Origin of the sequence: Streptococcus mitis, from assembly GCF_008763935.1 — a bacterium.
GTDB classification, from domain to species: domain Bacteria; phylum Bacillota; class Bacilli; order Lactobacillales; family Streptococcaceae; genus Streptococcus; species Streptococcus mitis_DB.
On record NZ_VTQF01000003.1, the window covers coordinates 157,366 to 179,730 of the forward strand.

Here is a 22,365-nt window from a genome sequence, read left to right on the forward strand (position 1 = left end):
GCTGAGAAACTTTTCCCAGCTTTATTTGTTATAGTCAAAGCGAATGACTTGTTCCTGTGCATCTACATGAGCATGGACCCCAAAGGGTACAATTGCTCTTGGAGTTGCGTGGCCGACATTCAGATTATAGACAATCGGGGTATTGCTGTCAATGATATTCAATAGTGCCTCTTTATAGTCGTCATAGAAAGTTTCATCCATAGGTTTTCCGACCAGGAGTCCACTGATGACCTCGAATATGCCAGTGTCCTTTAAAGTCCGCAACATCTTTTTGAAGTCTTCTGGTTCAGGCTTTTCTTCGCTTGTCTCTAGCAAGAGGATCTTTCCTTCCCAGTCTGACAAGTCAGGGAAAAGTTTGTATTTTTGGCAGAGCTCCGTGCTATCTGCGTATCGAGAGTTGTCAAAGATATCGTAGAGGGATTCGAGGCAACCACCGAGGATTTTTCCCTCGAACCGGGCATTTCCTTGCAACAGCTCAAAACCAGTATTTGCATGACTGATACGAGGTGTTCCCAGAGCCTTGGGACTAAAATCAGTTCGTTCCTCATACCAAACATTGCTAGGGCGGATTTCTGAGATTCTTCCCGTCTCAATCAATTCTTTAAAGTAGTGAAGGCTATAGGCTAGCATTTCTTTGTCTAATTCACAAATGTCTGCTAAGAAGGATTGACCATAAAAAGTCTTGATTCCTAGTTTATGCAACATGAGGTGGTTCATGGTTGTATCCGAGAAGCCAAGAAATATTTTTTGGTTGATAACCTTTTGTAGTTGGTCATTTTCAAAAAGATAAGGTAGTAAGCGATAGGTATCGTCTCCACCGATGGCGCATAGGATTATGTCGATGCTATCATCAGAAAAGGCCTGCATCAAATCCTCTGCACGAGCTTCAGGATGGTCCTTGATAAAGTCTAATCCTTTTTGCGAATGGAGCAAAAAGATAGGATTGAGTCCCAAGTCCTTGAGACGTTGGACACCCAAGTCAACTTCGTGTTTGATAAAGTCCTCTCCGATAATGCCACTAGATAAACTAACAATACCAATAGTAGAAATCATATTTTATCCTCCTAGAAATAGATTGAGCCTATTTTATCACAAAAGATTAGATAGAGCTATGTGGGATGTCAGAAGAATACTTTAAAATCAAAAAAGTAAGTGAAAAAGCAACCGCATCTGCAGTTGCTTTTATCGTTCTCTTAATAGCGTGTTGGTCCTGCACTTGCGCTGCGGATGTTCAAGCGTTTCTTGAGATAAAAGCGAAGGGCTAGGAGGGATGCTCCGATAATAGCTAGTGGTAATGGAGCAAGTACTGGGTTAAGGTTAGCTGGTAGGAAGCTTGTTGCAAAGAAGACAAGCAACCAAAGAAACATAGAAGCTAGGATAACCAGTACAGATTTCCAGAAAGGTGGGCGTTGACTGCGATCCATATCTGGTCCATAGTATTGGTAAACAAAGTAGTACATCAAGTAGAAGGCAAATCCCCCAACCAGTCCAACTAAGAGGAGGGTAATCAATCCATAGCCGAAAGCTTGATCTGCTGAGAAGAAGGTTGTGAGGGCGCTGACAAGGGCAAAGAGGCTAGTGATGAAAAGGGCTGAATCCATAATCATGAGTTTTGGATCATCATTTTCTTTTGGATGCTCTTTTTCGTACTGCTCTTTGACAGTGAAGCTATGAGCCCAGTGAGTTGGTGCGCCATAGAGGGAACGAGCAGTCGTACCCTTGGCTTGCTCCTCAAGGATTTGGGGAATAACTTCCTCAAAAATAGCCTTGATTTCAGCATCTGTTTTTCCATCTTTGATGAATTGTTGGGTAGCGATGTGGACAAACTCTTGGTTTTTATTAGTTAATTTTTGTAGATCAATCTGAGACATAGGAACTCCTCTTAGAACCATTTTTTATGGATGAGATAGAGAGTGAGCGAGACACTCATAGCAAAGGCGATAAAGACGATTAGCCAGAAAGCATTTGGCTCGCCGTTTAGGGGGATTTCATTATCCTTAAAGTTCATCCCGTAGGCAGAAAAGACCATGGTTGGGATGGACATGACGATGGTCACAAGGGCCAAGGTTTTCATGATGTTGTTCTGGTTGTTGGAAATGATAGAGGCGAAGGTCTCTGTCATAGAATGCAAGACGTTTCCATAAATGTCTGCCATCTCGATAGCCTGTTGGGTTTCAATCAGGGTATCTTCAAGCAGGTCTTCGTCCTCAAGGTATTTCTTGATATTGCTGGTTGAGCTGGTCAATTTCTTAATCACACGCTCATTTGTTTTGAGGGAGGCCTTGAAATAGACGATGGTTTTTTCCAATTCCATGAGCTCAATCAATTCTTCATTACGAGTTGATTGATGCAGTTGACTTTCGATTTGCTCACTCTTACGGTCGATTGAACGAAGGGCTGTTAGGTAAAGCTCTGCATTGCGATAGAGAATCTGGAAGATAAAACGTGAGCGCATGAAGGTATAGAAATTACGCAATCGACGGTTGATAAAGACATCGAGGACTGGTAATGGTTCCAAACACGTAGTGATAATGGTTTCCTCGGTGATGATAATACCAAGCGGGATGGTGACGTAGTAGGTGCGGTTATTTCTTTCTTCTGTGACCGGCACGTCAACGATAATCAGGGTATACTCGTCTTCAATGGTAATACGAGACATTTCTTCCGCATCGAGCGGTGCTCGAAGGTCGGCAATATCAATATCGAAGGCGTTAGCGATTTCGAGTGATTCATTTTGAGTCGGATTAACGAGATTGATCCAAGTACCCGGTTCAAGCGTATCGATCTCTTTAAATTCAGTTGTTGTAGAGAGAAAAACTTGTTTCATATCCCTTATCCTTTCTCATTTTTCAGATTTTTTCACACCGTACTATTATACTACAAATTCAGCCTTTTGGGTAATAGAATCTCACTTTTTTTGGTATAATGGTAAGCAATAATGGACTAGAAAGAACAAAAATGCAAGATAAAATTGTCATTCATGGGGCGCGTGCCCATAATTTAAAAAATATTGATGTGGAGATTCCGCGAGACAAGTTGGTTGTCGTGACCGGCTTGTCAGGCTCAGGAAAATCCAGTCTGGCCTTTGATACCCTCTATGCGGAGGGTCAACGTCGCTATGTGGAGAGTTTGTCAGCCTACGCTCGTCAATTCTTGGGAAATATGGAGAAGCCTGATGTAGATGCTATTGATGGTCTCAGCCCAGCTATTTCCATCGACCAGAAAACGACTAGTAAAAATCCTCGCTCGACCGTGGGAACAACGACAGAAATCAATGACTATCTGCGTCTCCTCTACGCACGTGTGGGGACGCCTTACTGTATCAACGGACATGGAGCTATCAAGGCTTCTTCTGTGGAACAAATCGTGGATAAGGTTTTAGAATTGCCTGAACGCCAGCGCTTGCAGATTTTGGCCCCTGTCATCCGCAAGAAAAAAGGCCAACATAAGAGTGTTTTCGAGAAGATTCAGAAAGATGGTTACGTCCGTGTCCGTGTGGATGGAGAAGTCTATGATGTGACCGAAGTGCCAGAGTTGTCTAAGAGCAAGCAACACAATATTGATGTCGTGGTTGACCGTATTGTTATCAAGGAGGGTATCCGTAGTCGTCTCTTTGATTCCATTGAGGCTGCCCTTCGTATTGCAGAAGGTTATGTCATTATCGACACCATGGACGACTCTGAGTTGTTGTTCTCTGAGCATTATGCCTGCCCAGTTTGTGGATTTACTGTTCCAGAGTTAGAGCCGCGTCTCTTCTCCTTCAATGCTCCTTTTGGCTCTTGTAGTGAGTGTGACGGCTTGGGCATCAAGCTGGAGGTGGATACTGATTTGGTAGTACCAGATGCCAGCAAAACCTTACGTGAGGGGGCCTTGGCTCCTTGGAATCCTATCTCATCCAACTACTATCCAAATATGCTAGAGCAGGCTATGACAGCCTTTGGAGTGGATATGGATAAGTCTTTTGAGGACTTGTCAGAAGAAGATAAGAACTTGATTCTCTACGGCTCAGATGGTAAGGAATTCCATTTCCACTATGAGAATGAATTTGGTGGTGTGCGCGATATCGACATTCCTTTTGAGGGAGTTGTCAATAATATCAAGCGTCGCTATCACGAGACAAACAGCAATTACACACGCACTCAGATGCGCCTCTACATGAATGAGCTGACCTGCGGAACCTGTCACGGCTATCGTCTCAATGATCAGGCCTTGTCTGTCCGTGTGGGTGGTGAGCAAGGACCACATATCGGAGAAATTTCAGACCTGTCTATCGCAGACCACTTGGACTTGGTGAGCCAGCTAACCTTGTCTGAAAATGAAGCCATCATCGCTCGTCCCATTCTCAAGGAAATCAAGGATCGTTTGACCTTCCTTAATAACGTGGGTCTTAACTATCTGACTCTGTCACGTTCGGCAGGAACCCTTTCAGGTGGGGAAAGTCAGCGTATTCGTTTGGCAACCCAGATTGGTTCTAACCTATCAGGTGTCCTCTATATCCTAGATGAGCCATCGATTGGGCTTCACCAGAGGGACAATGACCGTCTGATTGCCAGTCTGAAAAAGATGCGTGACTTGGGTAATACACTCATTGTGGTGGAACATGATGAAGACACTATGCGCGAAGCGGATTATCTGATTGACGTTGGTCCTGGTGCGGGTGCTTTTGGTGGGGAAATTGTTGCGGCAGGTACGCCTAAACAGGTAGCTCGTAACAGTAAGTCTATCACAGGCCAGTACTTGTCAGGCAAACGTGCCATTCCAGTACCAGCAGAGCGCCGTACCGGAAATGGTCGTTTTATCGAAGTGACAGGAGCGCGTGAGAACAACCTGCAAAATGTCACGGCTCGCTTCCCACTAGGAAAATTCATCGCAGTGACAGGTGTGTCGGGTTCAGGGAAATCGACCTTAATCAACAGCATCCTCAAAAAAGCCATTGCCCAGAAGCTTAACCGCAATTCAGACAAACCAGGTAAATTCAAAACCATTACAGGGATTGAGCATGTAGACCGCTTGATTGATATTGACCAAAGTCCTATCGGACGAACGCCGAGGTCCAACCCTGCTACCTATACGGGAGTTTTTGACGATATACGTGACCTTTTTGCTCAGACAAATGAAGCTAAGATTCGAGGCTACAAGAAGGGTCGTTTCAGTTTCAACGTCAAGGGTGGTCGTTGTGAAGCCTGCTCAGGTGATGGGATCATCAAGATTGAGATGCACTTCTTGCCAGATGTTTATGTGGCTTGTGAAGTCTGCCACGGGACCCGCTACAACAGTGAAACCCTAGAAGTTCACTACAAGGAAAAGAATATCTCGCAGGTCTTGGACATGACCGTCAATGATGCGGTGGAGTTTTTCCAACATATTCCGAAAATTCAACGCAAACTTCAGACTATCAAGGATGTGGGACTTGGTTATGTGACATTGGGACAACCTGCTACCACCCTTTCTGGGGGAGAAGCCCAGCGTATGAAGCTGGCTAGTGAACTCCACAAACGCTCGACAGGAAAATCTTTCTACATTCTCGATGAGCCAACGACAGGGCTGCATACTGAGGACATTGCTCGCTTGCTTAAAGTCTTGGCTCGCTTTGTTGACGATGGCAATACAGTCCTCGTTATTGAGCACAATCTGGATGTTATCAAGACTGCAGACCATATTATTGACTTGGGACCTGAGGGCGGTGTCGGTGGTGGAACCATCATCGCAACAGGAACTCCAGAAGAAGTAGCGGCCAACGAAGCCAGCTACACAGGACAGTATTTGAAAGGAAAGTTACATCATGAATAAACGTGTACAAGCATTTCTAGCTAAAATGCAAGAAAAAGAACTAGATGGCATCATCATCAATAACCTTAAAAACGTCTATTACCTAACTGGTTTTTGGGGCTCAAACGGAACAGTCTTCATCAGCCGTGACCGACAGGTCTTGGTGACAGACTCTCGCTATATCATTGCAGCTAAGCAAGAAACCAGTGGTTTTGAGATTGTGGCTGACCGTGATGAATTGGCTGTCATTGCCGGAATTGTCAAGGACATGGGCTTGTCTCGAATCGGTTTTGAGGATGAGATTTCGGTCTCTTATTATCACCGTATGCAGGCAGCCTTTGAAGGAATTGACTTGTTTCCACAGACTCAGTTTGTTGAAGGTCTTCGAATGATTAAGGATGAAGCGGAGATTGCAGCTATTCGCAAGGCTTGTTCTATCTCAGACCAAGCTTTCCGCGACGCGCTTGACTTTATTAAGCCAGGAAAGACTGAGATTGAGATTGCCAACTTCCTTGACTTCCGCATGCGTGAGTTGGGAGCATCTGGCTTGTCTTTTGACACTATCTTAGCTAGCGGAATTAACTCTTCTAAGCCCCATGCCCATCCAATGCACAAACCAGTGGAGCTGGGAGAAGCCATTACAATGGACTTTGGATGCCTCTACGACCACTATGTCAGTGATATGACACGAACTATCTATCTGGGGCATGTCAGCGACGAGCAGGCAGAGATTTACAATACGGTTCTCAAAGCCAACCAAGCCTTGATTGATCAGGCTAAGGCAGGCTTAGGTTTCCGTGACTTTGACAAAATCCCTCGTGATATTATCATCGAAGCAGGCTATGGCGACTACTTTACCCACGGTATCGGACACGGTATTGGGCTGGATATTCATGAGGAACCATACTTTAGCCAGACTTCTACAGAAACTATTAAGGCAGGTATGGCATTGACAGATGAGCCAGGTATATATATCGAAGGCAAATATGGCGTTCGTATCGAGGATGATATTCTGATTACAGAGTCAGGTTGTGAATTGTTGACCTTAGCTCCAAAAGAGTTGATAGTTATTTAGTTATTTGTCAAGAAAAAAGTACGAAAATGACGAAAAAAGTCAAAAAAATTTAAAAATAGGTCGCAAGTCGGATGTTTTTTATGGTATAATAGACTAAACTGATAGTAACATGTAGCGAAAGGGGTAGGTACATGATTAAAATTTATACAGTCTCAAGTTGTACTAGCTGTAAAAAAGCAAAAACCTGGCTCAATGCCCACCAGTTAAGTTATAAAGAACAAAACCTTGGTAAAGAAGGAATTACGCGAGAAGAATTACTGGATATTCTGACAAAAACAGATAACGGAATAGCCAGCATCGTTTCGTCTAAAAATCGCTATGCCAAAGCCCTTGGAGTGGATATCGAAGATTTGAGTGTCAACGAAGTCCTCAATCTGATTATGGAAACACCGAGAATTTTAAAGAGCCCAATCCTTGTAGATGAAAAACGCCTGCAAGTTGGCTATAAGGAAGACGATATTCGTGCCTTCCTACCACGCTCTGTCCGTAATGTAGAAAATGCAGAAGCACGTTTGCGTGCAGCTCTATAAACATCAAGGCTGGGAGCAACTCCCAGTCTTATTTTAATTTCAAAAAGAAAGAAGAAAGAAATGAAAAAAATAGTTCTTGTTAGTCTAGCTTTCCTTTTTGTCCTGGTTGGTTGCGGACAGAAAAAAGAAACTGGAACAGCTACAAAAACAGAAAAGGATACGCTTCAGTCGGCATTGCCAGTTATTGAGAATGCTGAGAAGAATACAGTTGTGACCAAGACTTTGGTCTTGCCCAAGTCAGATGATGGTAGCCAGCAAACCCAAACCATTACATACAAGGACAAGACTTTTTTGAGCTTAACGATTCAACAAAAACGTCCAGTTTCTGATGAGTTGAAGACTTATATCGACCAACATGGAGTGGAAGAAACTCAAAAAGCTCTTCTCGAGGCAGAGGAGAAGGATGAGGCTATTATAGAAGCTCGTAAATTAGCAGGATTTAAGCTTGAAACCAAACTATTGAGCGCAACCGAACTTCAAACAACGACTAGTTTTGACTTTCAAGTTCTGGATGTCAAGAAGGCTTCTCAGTTAGAATATTTGAAGAATATTGGTTTAGAAAATCTCTTGAAGAATGAACCAAGCAAATATATTTCAGACAGATTGGCAAATGGCGCGACAGAACAGTAGAAAATCCAAATAAATAGACTGCCTGAATTGTAGAACGTAAGGAATTATGCTATAATGGTACTATTCTAAGGAAAGAGGGTGTTAGAATGGGATTTACTGAAGAAACAGTACGTTTTAAATTGGACGATTCCAATAAAAAAGAAATTAGCGAAACTCTGACTGATGTTTATGCTTCGTTGAACGATAAGGGCTACAACCCGATTAACCAAATCGTAGGTTACGTATTGAGTGGAGACCCTGCCTACGTTCCTCGTTATAATAATGCACGAAATCAAATCCGTAAGTATGAGCGCGATGAAATCGTTGAAGAATTGGTCCGCTACTACCTTAAAGGACAAGGAGTCGATCTATAACCTATGAGAATTATGGGATTGGACGTCGGTTCAAAAACGGTAGGGGTGGCCATTAGCGATCCGCTCGGTTTTACAGCTCAAGGGCTTGAAATCATTCAAATCAATGAGGAACAAGGTCAATTTGGTTTTGACCGCGTTAAGGAGTTGGTTGATACTTACAAGGTGGAACGATTTGTAGTGGGCTTGCCTAAAAACATGAACAATACAAGCGGACCGCGCGTGGAAGCTAGTCAAGCCTACGGAGCAAAGCTAGAAGAGCTTTTTGGTTTACCAGTAGACTATCAAGATGAACGCTTGACAACAGTTGCCGCAGAGCGCATGTTGATTGAACAAGCAGATATTAGCCGCAATAAGCGCAAGAAAGTCATTGATAAGTTAGCAGCTCAGCTGATTTTACAAAATTATTTAGATAGAAAATTTTAATATAAAGGAGAGGCTATGTCACACGATCATAACCACGACCACGAAGAACGTGAATTAATTACACTAGTAGATGAGCAAGGAAATGAAACCTTGTTTGAAATCCTTTTGACGATTGACGGAAAAGAAGAATTTGGTAAAAACTATGTTCTTCTAGTACCAGTTAACGCAGAAGAAGACGAAGACGGACAAGTTGAAATCCAAGCATACTCATTCATCGAAAACGAAGATGGAACAGAAGGCGAATTGCAACCAATCCCAGAAGACTCAGAAGACGAATGGAACATGATTGAAGAAGTCTTCAACAGCTTTATGGAGGAGTAAAAATGTTCAGTGAACATTTTTACCCCAGTTCCTTTAAATAAGAGAGAGCTGGTAAGTCCGGGGGATGTTTTTACCCCAAGTTAATATTCATAGTAGCTAGTTATTAGCTAACCAGGTGAGAGGTCGGGACGAAAATCCTGGCCTCGTTTTTGTTAGTTATGAGACTTTATTGAGGCAGTTGATTGAACCTGTAATTAAGGAGAGGTATATGTTTGAAGTAGAAGAATGGCTTCATAGTCGGATTGGTTTGAATTTTCGATCAGGTTTGGGCCGAATGCAAGAAGCGGTGGATTTGTTAGGAAATCCTGAGAAGTCTTATCCTATTATCCATGTGACAGGGACTAATGGGAAAGGTTCTACCATTGCTTTTATGAGGGGAATATTTATGGGGCATGGAAAGAAAGTTGCGACCTTTACCTCCCCTCATATTGTCTCCGTCAATGACCGAATCTGCATTAATGGACAACCTATAGCAGACGCAGACTTTATCCGTTTAGCTGAGCAGGTCAAGGAGATGGAAAAGACGCTTCTGCAGACTCATGACCAGTTGTTCTTTTTTGAATTGCTGACCTTGATTGCTTTCCTCTATTTTAGGGAGCAAGAGGTGGATTTGGTTTTACTAGAAGTGGGAATTGGTGGCTTACTTGACACGACCAATGTGGTAACTGGAGAGCTTGCTGTCATCACCTCCATTGGGCTTGACCACCAGGAGACCTTGGGCGATAGTCTAGAAGCAATCGCAGAGCAGAAAGCTGGTATTTTCAAGACTGGTAAGAAGGCAGTGATTGCAAAATTGCCTTCAGAAGCTAGTCTTGTTTGTCAGAAAAAAGCCGAATCTTTAGCTGTTGACCTTTATCAGGCAGGCCAAGATTTTTCAATGCTGAATGGCGATTTTTCAAGTTCTTTACTAAATATTTCGCGGCTGAAAATAGGTTTAGAAGGAGCTTATCAGCAGGAGAATGCGGCCTTGGCGTTGCAAACTTTTCTTCTTTTTATGGGAGAAAGAAAGGAAGTTGTTGATGAGCAGGCTGTAAGACGAGCTTTGGAGAAGACCCATTGGGCTGGACGTTTGGAGCGTATTCGTTCTCATATCTACTTGGACGGTGCCCATAATCTCCCTGCCTTGACTCGCTTGGTTGAGTTTATCAAAGAAAAAGAGCAGGAAGGATATCGTCCTCAAATCCTATTTGGAGCCTTGAAACGGAAGGATTATCAAGGGATGTTGGCTTATCTAACTGAAAATTTGCCTCAGGTGGAACTCAAGGTGACCGGCTTTGACTATCAGGGTTCTTTAGATGAGACAGATATAACAGGTTACGATGTAATTCCTTCTTATCGCGAATTTATCAGCAGTTTCGAAGAAAGAGCCGATACCCAGGATTTGTTGTTTGTTACAGGATCTCTCTATTTTATCTCAGAAGTACGGAGCCACCTACTGACCCATGAGCAGATAAATTGACCTCCTTTTTTGAACTTGTTATACTAGGGGAACTATCAGTTAGAAGAAACATTCTCTACATTGGTAGCAGAAAGGAAATTCATCATGAAATTAAAAAGATTCACACTTTCTCTTGCTTCTTTAGCAAGTCTTAGTCTCTTAGTAGCTTGTTCACAAAGAGCGCAACAGGTTCAACAACCAGCGGATCAACCGCAAACACAACAAACTCAACAATCACAAGCTGCTTCATCTTCGGCAGAAAATTCAAACCAGACAGCAACAAGTTCTTCACAAAATGCGCCTGAGGCTCAACCAACCAATATTGATGGAACTTATACCGGTCAGGACGAAGGAGACCGTATCACTTTAGTGGTAACTGGAACAACTGGTACATGGACACAGGTGGAAACTGATGGGGAACAAGAAATCAAGCAGGTTAGCTTTGATGCCGCTAATCAACGCATGATTATTGGGGATGATGTCAAGATTTATGCAATCAATGGAAATCAGATGATTATCGACGATATGGATAGAGAAGCGTCTGATCGCATTGTTTTATCTAAGTAAAGCTTATTTATCAAAATTTCGATAAGATGAAAGATATTTGATGTATTACTCGATAAAAGTTAGATAAATCATACACATAAAGGAATGGGTCATATACGAGATCCATTCCTTTTCTTTAAATATAAGTTCCACTTTTAGGAGTGGTACACTTTTTGAGTAGTTCTTTTTTTAAAAATTTGTTATGCTAGATTTATGAAGAGAATCAAAATCGACGTGGTAGTACTCCCTTTAAGTGGACATCTCTTCCCAACCCTGAATTTACTCGCACCTTTGTTGAAGGATCCTTTGTATGATATTCGATTATTCACAGGACCGCAACGAAAAGCTGTCGCAGAGGAGATGGGATACCAGGTGTTTCCCATTTTAGAAAATTCTGTAGATGAGTTTGAGCGTGTAGCTAACAATGAAGGGCAGCTAAATCTTATTTCTGCTTATCGGCAGTTGTCAGCTAGTCTTGATTTGATCGATGTGGTGTCTTACCAACTAGTGCAAGAGTGGCAGAAAAATCGACCAGATATTGTTATTGCGGATTTTATAACCCTCTCTGGAGGACTTGTAGCGGAACAGTTGGGAATTCCTTGGATAACAACCATGGCGACACAGTTTGCTATTGAAACGACAGATGGACCGCCTTGTTTCTTTGGAGGAATGGGCAGTCCAAAGAATCCTTTCCAATCTACTCAGCAATGGTTAGGAAGAAAAGTGACTCGTTTAGGGAAACGAATCGTAACCTTTTTATTGAGAGAACGCTTGAAGCGTTATGATTTTAAACTCTACAATCAAAAAAATCAAGAAACTATTTATTCGCCCTATTCCATCTTGGGAATTGGAATGAAAGAGTTGGAGCTGAAAAGTGGTTTTCCAGAGCACTACCTTTGGGTGGGGCCTTTTGGGTCTTCGATTGAGAGGGCAGAGAATTATCCTCTCGATTTGTCTCCCTATGCAGGTTATAAAAAAGTCCTCGTATCCTGTGGGACTCAGCTAACATGGGCCAAAGACAACCTCCTCTACCAGACACAACAATTAGCCAAAGCCCATCCGGACTGTCACTTCTTTGTAACTCTGGGGTTCGGTGGACAAGGCTTCCAATGTGAGGAGCTCATGGACAATGTTTCTGTGGTATCCTATCTTCCCTATAAGGAATATATCCCTCAGATGGACTATGTGATTCATCATGGTGGTGCGGGTATTTTTTACCAATGTATTATCTATGGCAAGCCTGCCTTAATTCTCCCTCATGACTATGATCAGTATGACTATGCGGTTCGTGGATTAGAGGCAGGGATTGCCTTGACTGCTAAACGAGAGGATACGGAAGTGATTGGACGCGCTTTTGATGAACTATTGGCTAGAGATGACTGGTCAGACTTGAACAAACTCAGTCGTGTAGCTCAAGACTATCAGCCAACAGAAATCCTCAAGAATGAAATATATCGACTCTTGGGGGACAAGGAGAAATAAAACATGAAGAAAGTATTGGTAACAGGTGCTACGGGCTTTTTAGGTAAGTATGTTGTTGAAGAGCTCAGTCAGCATGGCTATCAGGTACGAGCTTTTGGACGTAATCGCAAGGTTGGTCAGTCTTTAGAGAACTCCTCTGTGGCATTTATCCAGGGAGATTTGACCAAGCAAGAAGACCTGACTCAGGCTTGTCAGAGTATGGACATGGTTGTGCATGCTGGAGCTCTTTCTACCGTCTGGGGACCTTGGGAAGATTTCTACCAGACAAATGTCTTAGGGACCAAGTATGTTTTGGATGCTTGTCGAGAGGCTGGTATTCAGCGTTTGGTTTATGTGTCCTCGCCTAGCATCTATGCTGCTCCTAGAGATCAGATAGCTATCAAAGAAAGCGCTGCGCCTCAGGAAAATAATCTGAACAACTACATTCGTAGTAAAATAGCTTCGGAGAAGCTGTTTAAGGATTATCCTGATGTTCCGAGTATGATCTTACGACCTCGTGGGCTTTTTGGGATTGGGGATACCAGTATTTTGCCTCGGGTTCTTAAACTCAGTCAGAAGATTGGTATTCCCTTGATAGGGGATGGCCGTCAGCTGATGGACATGACCTGTGTGGAAAATGTCGCTCTAGCCATTCGCTTGGCTCTAGAGGCTCCTCAAGCTAGTGGCGAAGTCTATAATATTACCAATGGGGAACCAAGAGCCTTTAAGGATCTGATAGAAGAAACCTTGAGAGGGCTTGGCTATCCGATAACATACAGAAAAGTGCCGGTTCCTCTTCTTTCAGTTATTGCAAGTAGTTTAGAGTTTCTGTATAAGATTTTGAAACTCAAAGGTGAGCCGGTTCTAACACGCTATACCTATTACTTGCTGAGGTATAGCCAGACGCTGGACATCAGCAAGGCGGAGCGAGACTTGGGCTATCGTCCTCAAATCAGTATTTCGGAAGGGATTGAACAATATGTCAAAGATTATAGAAAGCATTGATTATTTCCCAGCAGGATATTGCACGAGTTATACAGGTTTGCTATTTAAGGGAATCAAGAATAAAAAGATGACCTTTCCAGCCGGGGTTTTTCTTATCAAACATAGGGAGAAGGGATATCTCCTCTATGATACGGGCTACCATTACGATATTAGGACTCAGATTCGTTATGGTTTCTATCGTTTGGGAACACCTGTTCAAATGACGGAGAAGGACCAGATTTCATATTTGCTGAAAGCTAAGGGAATTAAACCGGAAGAAATTAATTATATCATCCTATCCCACCTGCATCCAGATCATTTGGGAGGGGCTAGCTTCTTCCCTCATGCAACTTTTATCTTGACTCAGGAAGTGTATGATGTTTACAAGAAACCGACACTGAAAGACTTGATTTTCAAGGAGTTTTTGCCAGCTTCTTTTGAAAAAAATCTAATCATTATCAGAGCTGACCAGCAAGATTCAACCTTTCCCTATCGTCCGACTAGTGACCTTTTTGGAGATGGAAGTATCCTAGTAGCTTCTGTTGATGGGCATGCAAGGGGGCAAGCTTGTCTGTACCTTCCAGACTTTAATCTCCTTATCGCAGCAGACCTCTGTTGGGGAATTGACCTTTTGCCTTACACCAAGCAGATGCTCCTGATTCCTTCCTTGGTTCAGGACAATAAGGCAGACTATATCAAGGGGACAGAGTTTTTGGAGGAAGTCTTGAGAGATGGTATTGAAGTAGTTGTTAGCCATGACCCTGTAGAAAGGATAGAACGTATCATATATGAAAAAAGGAACCTTTCTTAAAACCTTTATCCAAACTCGCTGGCTTCATAATTTCAAATCTCGAGAAGCTGTAGAGAACTATCAGAAAAAGCAATTAGCTAACTATATGGACTTTTTAAAGCGAGAGTCGCCCTACTTTAAAAATGGGGTTCCTAGTGACTTTGACCATATGGACAAGGCTTTTATGATGGAGCGTTTCAACGAGCTTAACACCCAAGGGGTAGATCGGGATGAAGCCTTGGCCTTGGCTATTGAAAGTGAAAAGACTCGTGATTTCACTGAACTAAAAGGCGATGTGGCAGTCGGACTGTCTTCAGGGACATCTGGACATCGGGGGCTTTTTATCACAACGGAGAAAGAGCGAAGTATGTGGGCAGCAGCTATCTTAGCAAAGATGTTACCCAAGGGCCAGCTGTTTGGACACCGAATCGCCTTTTTCCTGAGAGCTGATAATGAACTCTATCAGACCATCAATACGGCACTTATTCGTTTGGAGTATTTTGATATTTTTAAACATACAGATGACCATATCGAGCGACTGAATAACTACCAGCCGACGATTGTTGTGGCACCAGCCTCTATGTTGATTGAATTGAGTAAGCGTCTCAAGGCTGGGGAGTTAGCTATTCATCCACAAAAAATAGTTTCTGTGGCAGAAATCTTGGAAGATAGTGATAGGGAACGCATCGCAAAAGCCTTTTCTCTATCCATTATTGACCAGGTTTATCAGGCGACCGAAGGCTTCCTAGCTTGCACTTGCTCGGTTGGCAATCTGCATCTCAACGAAGATATTATCTTTGTGGAAAAGCAGTATCTGGATGAACGCCGTTTTTATCCAGTGATTACGGACTTTAAACGAAGTAGTCAGCCTGTTTATCGCTACCAGCTCAATGATATCTTGGTTGAAAATCCGAAGCCTTGTCCGTGTGGCTCCTGCTATACACGAATTGACAAGGTCGAAGGACGCTCTGACGACATCTTCTATTTCGATGGACTGGATGGGGGACAGGTGACCATCTATCCAGACTTTATCAGACGTTGCATCCTCTTTGTGGAGAATATAGGAGATTACCACGTCAAACAACACTCCGAGAAACTAGTGGAAGTTGGTCTAAGCCGGCGAGATGAGGATGTGGAGACAGCTATTCGACAACAGTTCCAACTCTTGGCCCAGCAAAGGCAGTTTATAGTTCCTGAAATCCAATTTTCAGATTATCACTGGAATACAAGTCGTAAACTCAAACGTATCCAACGTTTATGAAAGGAAAACAGATAATGACAGAAGTAAAAAGACATATAGAAATCGTAGGTTACGGTGTCTGCCTTCCAAAGAATACTGTCCAATTCAAAGATCAAACACGTTACCGTGTAGTAGAAAATGAAGAAACACAACTAGATTTAGCAGAAGTGGCTATTCAGAGTGCACTTGAAAAAGCAAATTTAAAAATCGAGGATATTGATTGTCTGGTTTCGGCTAGTGCTGTTGGAGTCCAGCCTATTCCCTGTACAGCAGCATTGATTCATGAGCGTGTAGCTAAGGGATTCTCAATTCCAGCTATGGATATCAATACAACCTGTACCAGCTTTATTTCTGCTCTATCAACCATGTCCCACTTGATCGAGGCGGGTGAATACAAACGTGTCTTGATTGTATCCAGTGAGGTTGGAAGTTTAGGGCTTAATCCCAAGCAAAAAGAAAGTTTTGAACTCTTTAGTGATGGGGCAGTAGCCTTTATTTTCCAAAAAAGCCATCAGGAAAAAGGGATCATTGCTAGCCTCCAACGTACTTGGTCAGAAGGAGCTCACGATACGGAAATTCGTGGAGGTCTGACCTCTTTTCAACCAAAAGAGTACTCTGAAGCGACTAAGACCAACTATATGTTTGACATGAAGGGTAAGAAAATTCTCCTCTTGTCTGCTCGTAAAATTCCAGTCATGTTTGAAGAGTTTCAAGAAAAAACGCAGCTAGCATTGTCGGATGTGGACTATATCATTCCCCATCAAGCAAGTCGTGCTCTTCCTTTGGTTATGGAAAAACTAGGTGTTACGGAGGAAAAATATCTCAATCTCGTCCCTGACTATGGAAATATGGTGTCAGTCTCTGTACCGTTTGGCTTGGCTTATTCATTAGATAAAGGGCTGGTCAAGGAGGGAGATGTCATCTATCTTATGGGAACTGCAGCCGGTATGACGGTCAATATGTTGGCTCTCAAACTGTAATACGCATGTAATACGCATATGAAAGCATAATGGTTGAAACTTTAGCAAGAGTAAATTGTTGCCATCTAGCTGTGAACTGATGTATACTAGTGGAAGCAACTATTAAGTAGGTGGTTAGGGGGGAAGGTTAACAGAAAGGGGATGTATGAAATATAGAAAATTTCAATTATTAATGTCCAAGTATGGCTTTAGTCTTTCGATTATGCTGCTTGAACTGTGTCTTGTTTTTGGTCTCTTTCTCTATTTAGGGCGTATGGCCCCTATTCTATGGGTAATTGTCTTAATTTTTATGAGTATGGCGACTATTGTCGCAATTGTCAATCGTTCAATGGCGCCTGAAAGTAAAGTAATGTGGTTAGTGGTAACTTTTGTTCCTGTCATCGGCCCCTTGCTCTATCTGATGTTTGGTGAAAGGCGATTGTCCAAAAAAGAAATCAAGCAGTTGGACAAACTTGGTTCCATGCATTTTCGGGAGGATAACAGTAAAGCTCTCCGCCAGAAATTGAAGGAAGATGATAAGGCGGCTTACGGAGTTATCAAATCTTTGCTAAGTATGGATAGCAATGCCGATGTCTATGATCGAACAGATTCACAATTCTTTTCTTCGGGTGAAAGCATGTGGCAACATATGTTGGAAGACCTCAAGAAAGCTGAGAAATTTATCTTTCTAGAGTACTATATTGTCGAAGAAGGTCTGATGTGGAATAGCATACTAGATATACTAGAGCAAAAGGCAGCTCAGGGTGTAGAGATCAAGATGCTCTATGATGATATCGGCTGTATGGCGACTTTGCCTGGAGATTATACTGTTCAGCTTCGTAGTCGAGGAATTGAAGCTCATAAGTTTAACAAGGTGATTCCTCGTTTGACGGTGGCTTACAACAATCGGGACCATCGGAAAATCCTTGTCATAGATGGTCAGGTAGCCTATACAGGAGGGATTAACTTAGCCGATGAGTACATCAATCATGTAGAACGCTTTGGCTACTGGAAGGACAGTGGGATTCGCATAGATGGCCCTGGTGTCAAGGCTCTAACCCGTCTCTTTTTGATGACTTGGTACATCAATCGTGGGGAAATCAGCGATTTTGACCAGTATCACCTGGAAAATCAACCTCGTTCTGGCCAAGGGATCTGCATTCCTTACGGTAGTGGACCCAAGCCCATATTCCGTACCCAGGTAGGGAAAAAAGTCTATCAAAGTTTGATTAATCAGGCTACTGATTCAGTCTATATCACAACGCCCTATTTGATTATTGACTATGATTTAACTGAGAGTATTAAAAACGCGGCCATGAGGGGTGTTGATGTCCGCATCGTGACTCCTTTCATTCCGGATAAAAAATTGATCCAACTCATCACAAGAGGGGCCTATCCGGATCTTTTGTCAGCAGGAGTCAGGATTTTTGAGTATAGTCCAGGCTTTATCCATAGTAAACAAATTTTAGTGGATAAGGATTTTGCTGCAGTTGGAACCATTAACTTAGATTATAGAAGTTTGCTTCACCACTATGAAAATGCAGTCTTGCTATATAAAACAGAATCAATTGCTGAGATTCAAAAAGATTTTCGGGAGATTTTTTCATCATCGCAAGAAATTTTCCCTCATACGATAAAAAATAGCTGGTATCAAAAATTGATTAAGGAAATTGCCCAGTTATTCGCCCCTATCTTATAAGAAATCTAGGACTGAGGACACAAACCAGTCCTCTTTTTCTTGCTTTTTACGAATAGAAAGATATAGGGAGGGACGATGCTGACTCAGAAAGAATTGGATTATATCATGTCATTTAAACAGACGCATTTACACCGATTTCGGGAAATTGAAACCTTTGTGAAACTATGCAAAAAATCGCTCAAACAGCCATCGCAAGCTGACAATTTTAGGTCTTTTTGATATACTAAGACAGATAAATTGAATAGGAGAAACGACATGGCTGTATATGGCAGAATAGAAGAAGTATCCAAAACGATACAGAGTAATGAGATTGAAAATAGATTGGATAGGAACCTTGAATCTCATGTAGAAAAAGAAGAACAGGTAGCTTTTCCGTTTTTCAGACTCATCATTGGAAGTACGATTGCAACGGTTTTTTCTGTGGTGCTACCTTTACTTTTAGATATGGTAAGTCCCTCTCAGGCGCAGGATTTGTATATAGGGTGGGCTTTACATCAGGGAGGACAGCTTTACAGTAGCTATTATGCAAGTCACGGTCTTATTTATTACTTGCTACTTTACATCACCCAAGGAGGCATCCTTTTTGCCTTGGTAGAATGGCTAGCCCTCTTAGGAGGAGGTTACTTCCTCTTTTCTTCAACTGACTATCTGACGGGACAAAGGGAACAAGCCAAGCAACTCCTAACCATATTTTATATTTTGGTATCCGGTCTCGGTTTTGGCGGAGGATATGCTACGATTTTAGCTTTGCCATTTCTGTTTGCAGGATTTTCGTTCATAGCAGCTTATCTATCAACTCCTAACCATGACAAGGGATTTCTACGTCTGGGGATTTTCTTGGCCCTATCATTTTTCATAGAGCCTCTTACAAGTCTTCTCTTTATTGCAGTAGTAACAATTGGTTTGTTTGTCTTTAATGTTGGGCATGGTCGCCTTGCTCATGGAGTTTATCAGTTTTTTGCAGCAGCACTTGGCTTTTCTCTCATTTTTTACCCAGTAGGATATTATGTTCTTGCTTCAGGTGGCTTTGGAGAAGCTCTAGGAAGTCTTTTATATCCGATTGATTCCCTTCAGGTCTTTATCAATCCCCAACTAATGGATAATGTTCTATTCTATGGTTTGTTGACCTTTGGTTTAGGAGCTCTCTTCCTTGTTTTTCTAGGTTTGTTCCAATCAAAGGCATCAAGATTATATGTTATTTCAGTACCAGCTAGTTTTGCTTTCATATTTGTATTAGCCTTGTTGCTTTTTTCTCAAGAACCTCTTCACGGTTCGTGTTTGATTCTAATCCTTCCATTTTTACTCCTTCTTTTGATGACCAGTATTCGTGGGAAACATTCAGCTAGAGGAGATCGTCGTCGGAGAAGAGAAGAAGCTCCTACTTTATGGAAAAAATTTATGAAGGGGAATCTCTACTTACCTATCCTAGTGGTGGTTTATCTGATTGCAATTCCTTTTGTGGCTCGTTTTGTTTTGCATCCAGCTTCTTATAGAGAACAACATCAAGTAGTAGACAGAGTCAAACAAGAGACGAGTGATGGTGACCAAATCTATATTTGGGATTCTCATGTTCAAATGTATAAAGAAAGTCAGCGTTTGGCTGGATCCATGTTCCCATCACCTCTTCTTTATACGAATACAGAAGAAAATAAAACTACCTTGATTCATGACTTGAAAGAAAACCAACCTAAGGTGATTGTGGTAAACGACAAGGTGGCTCTCTGGTCTGAGGCGGAGACACTCTTAAAAGAAAATTATCAACAAGTAAAGACTGATTATTCAGAGTTTAAAGTCTATAAAATCAAATAGCCAAATCAATATCTTGTGTATTTTTAAAAATTTTAGGATTTTTAACACAAGATATTGATTTTTATTTTTAGAGTGGTATAATACTTTTTAGAAAGAACATTTTAGAAACGAGCATGTATATGATTGCACTAGAAGAAAAAATTACAACTTTAGCAACCCTCTTCGTTGAAAAACGAGATGGGAGACGTGTTGCATTTGATGTGGACAAGATTGACAAGGCTATCCACAAGGCGGCAGACAAGGTTATGGATGTGACACCCTTGGTCGAAAAACGCCTAAATGCTTTGACCGAGCGAATTGTCACAGAAATTCATAGTCGCTTTCCACAGGGGGTTAAGATTTACGAAATTCAAAATATCGTAGAACATGAACTCCTTGAAGCCAAAGAATATGCGCTAGCTGAGGAGTATATCACTTATCGGACACAGAGGGATTTTGAGCGCTCAAAAGCGACAGATATTAACTTTAGTATCCATAAGCTTCTCAATAAAGATCAGGCAGTTGTCAATGAAAATGCTAATAAGGACAGTGATGTCTTTAATACCCAGCGTGATTTGACAGCAGGGATTGTTGGGAAATCAATCGGACTGCAAATGCTTCCTAAGCACGTAGCCAATGCCCACCAAAAGGGGGATATCCACTATCACGATTTGGACTACAGTCCTTATACCCCTATGACCAACTGCTGTTTGATTGATTTTAAAGGTATGTTGGAAAATGGTTTTAAGATTGGAAATGCAGAGGTAGAAAGTCCCAAGTCTATCCAGACTGCGACAGCTCAGATTTCCCAAATCATCGCCAACGTTGCTTCTAGCCAGTACGGTGGCTGTTCAGCTGACCGTATCGATGAAGTCTTGGCTCCTTACGCAGAGAAGAATTACCAAAAACACCTCAAAGATGCAGAAGAATGGGTCTTGCCTGAAAAACGGGAAGATTACGCTTGGAAGAAAACGCAAAAAGACATCTATGATGCCATGCAATCTCTTGAGTATGAAATCAATACTCTCTTCACTTCAAATGGGCAAACACCTTTTACTTCGCTCGGTTTTGGTCTGGGAACCAATCGTTTTGAGCGTGAAATTCAAAAAGCTATCTTGAACATCCGAATCAAGGGCCTTGGTTCAGAACATCGAACAGCTATCTTCCCTAAACTTATCTTCACGCTTAAAAGAGGACTCAACTTAGAGGAAGGGACACCCAACTACGACATCAAGCAGTTGGCTCTAGAGTGCGCAACCAAGCGGATGTATCCAGACGTCTTGTCTTATGATAAGATTGTTGACTTGACAGGTTCTTTCAAAGTTCCTATGGGTTGTCGTTCTTTCCTTCAAGGATGGAAAGACGAGAATGGCGTAGAAGTCAATTCAGGTCGGATGAATCTAGGCGTTGTGACGGTCAATCTTCCTCGCATCGCCCTCGAGTCTGATGGTGACATGAATAAGTTCTGGGAAATCTTCAACGAGCGTATGAATATCGCTGAAGATGCTCTTGTTTACCGTGTCGAACGCACTAAAGAGGCGACACCAGCCAATGCTCCTATCCTTTATCAGTACGGTGCTTTTGGCCATCGTCTAGGTAAAGAAGAAAGTGTTGACCAGCTCTTTAAGAATCGTCGGGCAACAGTTTCGCTGGGCTATATCGGTTTGTATGAAGTAGCGACTGTTTTCTTTGGTAACAGCTGGGAAAGCAATCCAGATGCTAAGGAATTCACGCTAGACATCATTCGCGATATGAAACGCCGTGTAGAAGAGTGGTCTGACCAATATGGCTATCATTTCTCTATCTACTCAACACCATCTGAAAGTTTGACAGATCGTTTCTGCCGACTAGATACAGAGAAGTTTGGCTCTATTCCTGACATCACAGACAAGGAATACTACACCAATTCTTTCCATTATGATGTTCGTAAAAATCCAACACCGTTTGAAAAATTAGACTTTGAGAAAGTCTATCCAGAAGCAGGTGCGTCAGGTGGTTTTATCCATTATTGTGAGTATCCAGTCCTTCAGCAAAATCCTAAGGCCTTGGAAGCTGTTTGGGATTATGCCTATGACCGTGTGGGCTATCTTGGGACCAATACTCCAATAGACCGTTGCTACAAGTGTGACTTTGAAGGGGATTTTGAACCAACTGAGAGAGGATTTGCTTGTCCAAACTGTGGAAATAGCGACCCTAAAACAGTAGACGTTGTTAAACGGACTTGTGGCTATTTAGGCAATCCTCAAGCGCGTCCGATGGTTAATGGACGTCACAAGGAAATCGCAGCGCGTGTCAAACATATGAATGGTTCAACGATTAAAATAGCTGGCCATCAAGTAACAAATTAGAAAGAACTGAA

The 22,365-nt window shown here is 42.2% G+C and carries 20 protein-coding genes; 17 read left to right on the forward strand and 3 right to left on the reverse strand.

Features of this window, described 5'->3' with window-relative positions; all coding sequences use genetic code 11:
* Positions 1–21 precede the first annotated feature (21 nt).
* From F9B91_RS05780 to F9B91_RS05790, 3 genes are all read right to left on the reverse strand, one after another.
* Complete coding sequence (locus F9B91_RS05780; protein ID WP_150922721.1) at positions 22–1,053, reverse strand: S66 family peptidase; 1,032 nt, start codon at positions 1,051–1,053, stop codon at positions 22–24.
* A gap of 140 nt (positions 1,054–1,193) precedes the next feature.
* Positions 1,194–1,871, reverse strand: coding sequence for a DUF1129 domain-containing protein (locus tag F9B91_RS05785; protein WP_125454355.1), 678 nt, complete (start codon positions 1,869–1,871; stop codon positions 1,194–1,196).
* Positions 1,872–1,882: 11 nt separating this feature from the next.
* Positions 1,883–2,827, reverse strand: a complete 945-nt coding sequence (locus tag F9B91_RS05790) for a magnesium transporter CorA family protein (protein ID WP_000815623.1) — start codon at positions 2,825–2,827, stop codon at positions 1,883–1,885.
* A 131-nt stretch (positions 2,828–2,958) separates the two neighbouring features.
* Here F9B91_RS05790 and uvrA point away from each other — a divergent pair, with 131 nt between their 5' ends.
* From uvrA to nrdD, 17 genes are all read left to right on the forward strand, one after another.
* A complete protein-coding gene (gene uvrA / locus F9B91_RS05795; protein WP_150922722.1) occupies positions 2,959–5,790 on the forward strand; it encodes an excinuclease ABC subunit UvrA in 2,832 nt (943 codons plus the stop codon).
* Positions 5,783–6,844: a M24 family metallopeptidase gene (locus F9B91_RS05800; protein WP_125454357.1), complete on the forward strand. Its 1,062-nt coding sequence runs from the start codon at positions 5,783–5,785 to the stop codon at positions 6,842–6,844. Before uvrA ends, F9B91_RS05800 begins: the two co-directional genes overlap by 8 nt.
* Before the next feature lie 131 nt (positions 6,845–6,975).
* Positions 6,976–7,374 carry a transcriptional regulator Spx gene (gene spx, locus F9B91_RS05810; RefSeq protein ID WP_000591165.1) on the forward strand — a complete coding sequence of 133 codons (399 nt, stop codon included), beginning with the start codon at positions 6,976–6,978 and terminating at the stop codon, positions 7,372–7,374.
* A gap of 60 nt (positions 7,375–7,434) precedes the next feature.
* Complete coding sequence (locus tag F9B91_RS05815) at positions 7,435–8,004, forward strand: SP0191 family lipoprotein (RefSeq protein ID WP_000725153.1); 570 nt, start codon at positions 7,435–7,437, stop codon at positions 8,002–8,004.
* Between the two features lie 86 nt (positions 8,005–8,090).
* Positions 8,091–8,357 carry an IreB family regulatory phosphoprotein gene (locus F9B91_RS05820; protein ID WP_000507059.1) on the forward strand — a complete coding sequence of 89 codons (267 nt, stop codon included), beginning with the start codon at positions 8,091–8,093 and terminating at the stop codon, positions 8,355–8,357.
* 3 nt (positions 8,358–8,360) lie between these two features.
* Positions 8,361–8,780, forward strand: coding sequence for a Holliday junction resolvase RuvX (gene ruvX, locus F9B91_RS05825; RefSeq protein WP_004239076.1), 420 nt, complete (start codon positions 8,361–8,363; stop codon positions 8,778–8,780).
* Positions 8,781–8,795: 15 nt separating this feature from the next.
* Positions 8,796–9,101 carry a DUF1292 domain-containing protein gene (locus F9B91_RS05830; protein ID WP_000017620.1) on the forward strand — a complete coding sequence of 102 codons (306 nt, stop codon included), beginning with the start codon at positions 8,796–8,798 and terminating at the stop codon, positions 9,099–9,101.
* A gap of 208 nt (positions 9,102–9,309) precedes the next feature.
* On the forward strand, positions 9,310–10,560 hold the full coding sequence (locus F9B91_RS05835) for a bifunctional folylpolyglutamate synthase/dihydrofolate synthase (RefSeq protein ID WP_084923791.1): 1,251 nt from the start codon (positions 9,310–9,312) through the stop codon (positions 10,558–10,560).
* Positions 10,561–10,644: 84 nt separating this feature from the next.
* Positions 10,645–11,106 carry an SP_0198 family lipoprotein gene (locus F9B91_RS05840; RefSeq protein ID WP_150922723.1) on the forward strand — a complete coding sequence of 154 codons (462 nt, stop codon included), beginning with the start codon at positions 10,645–10,647 and terminating at the stop codon, positions 11,104–11,106.
* A 192-nt stretch (positions 11,107–11,298) separates the two neighbouring features.
* A complete protein-coding gene (locus tag F9B91_RS05845; protein ID WP_084888285.1) occupies positions 11,299–12,567 on the forward strand; it encodes a glycosyltransferase in 1,269 nt (422 codons plus the stop codon).
* Positions 12,568–12,570: 3 nt separating this feature from the next.
* Complete coding sequence (locus F9B91_RS05850) at positions 12,571–13,551, forward strand: NAD-dependent epimerase/dehydratase family protein (RefSeq protein WP_084888284.1); 981 nt, start codon at positions 12,571–12,573, stop codon at positions 13,549–13,551.
* On the forward strand, positions 13,526–14,341 hold the full coding sequence (locus tag F9B91_RS05855) for an MBL fold metallo-hydrolase (protein ID WP_084888283.1): 816 nt from the start codon (positions 13,526–13,528) through the stop codon (positions 14,339–14,341). The genes F9B91_RS05850 and F9B91_RS05855 overlap by 26 nt, the downstream gene beginning before the upstream one ends.
* A complete protein-coding gene (locus F9B91_RS05860) occupies positions 14,319–15,581 on the forward strand; it encodes a F390 synthetase-related protein (RefSeq protein ID WP_150922724.1) in 1,263 nt (420 codons plus the stop codon). Before F9B91_RS05855 ends, F9B91_RS05860 begins: the two co-directional genes overlap by 23 nt.
* A gap of 14 nt (positions 15,582–15,595) precedes the next feature.
* Positions 15,596–16,540 (forward strand): 3-oxoacyl-[acyl-carrier-protein] synthase III C-terminal domain-containing protein, encoded by a 945-nt coding sequence (locus tag F9B91_RS05865; protein ID WP_150922725.1) that lies wholly within the window; start codon positions 15,596–15,598, stop codon positions 16,538–16,540.
* A gap of 145 nt (positions 16,541–16,685) precedes the next feature.
* The gene (cls, locus tag F9B91_RS05870) at positions 16,686–18,218 is read left to right on the forward strand and encodes a cardiolipin synthase (protein WP_150922726.1); all 1,533 of its coding nucleotides are present in this window, start codon (positions 16,686–16,688) and stop codon (positions 18,216–18,218) included.
* A 255-nt stretch (positions 18,219–18,473) separates the two neighbouring features.
* The gene (locus tag F9B91_RS05880; protein WP_049510973.1) at positions 18,474–20,027 is read left to right on the forward strand and encodes a hypothetical protein; all 1,554 of its coding nucleotides are present in this window, start codon (positions 18,474–18,476) and stop codon (positions 20,025–20,027) included.
* 119 nt (positions 20,028–20,146) lie between these two features.
* Complete coding sequence (gene nrdD / locus F9B91_RS05885) at positions 20,147–22,354, forward strand: anaerobic ribonucleoside-triphosphate reductase (RefSeq protein ID WP_185761571.1); 2,208 nt, start codon at positions 20,147–20,149, stop codon at positions 22,352–22,354.
* Positions 22,355–22,365: the final 11 nt, after the last annotated feature.